We start from the raw sequence: 387 nt of genomic DNA, 5'->3' as shown, positions 1-387 counted from the left end.
TTCTTACACTACACTCAATCCTTTGCCGTGCGGCGGGCAACCAGCGACTCGCAACCTGCTTGAGGGAGAAATCCAGGGGGCTATGGTGCGCCACCATACGCTACCGCCTGCCGGGGAACGGGTACTGGCTGAGCAACAAGACAGATTGAGCATTCTGTTCCTGCTGGAAGGAGATCTAACCTGCCAGCAGGCTGATCAGGAGCAAATCACCGAGCGGGCTGCACTCGTGCCGATGCCAGGTACCGACATTTGTTTAGCGTCCCTTGATGGGGCTAGTTTCCTGGAAATCGTGCTGGAGCTAACGCCGCAGGAGTGGAAGGCTTTACAGCAGGATACTAACAGCTTTCCCTATTTACAGCGCTACCGCACTAGCGCTCGCTATCGCGA

General features: G+C 56.3%; 1 protein-coding gene. It reads left to right on the top strand.

The window, feature by feature from the left end; translation table 11 throughout:
* Positions 1-145: 145 nt before the first annotated feature.
* The coding region (locus J1M64_RS18380) for a hypothetical protein (protein WP_206475134.1) at positions 146-387 on the top strand (242 nt) is incomplete at its 3' end.

Source organism: Dietzia sp. KRD202, from assembly GCF_017168155.1.
Taxonomy (GTDB): Bacteria; Actinomycetota; Actinomycetes; order Mycobacteriales; family Mycobacteriaceae; genus Dietzia; species Dietzia kunjamensis.
The sequence above is the reverse complement of the archived record's forward strand: the minus strand, read 5'-3'. Positions and strand labels throughout refer to the sequence as shown.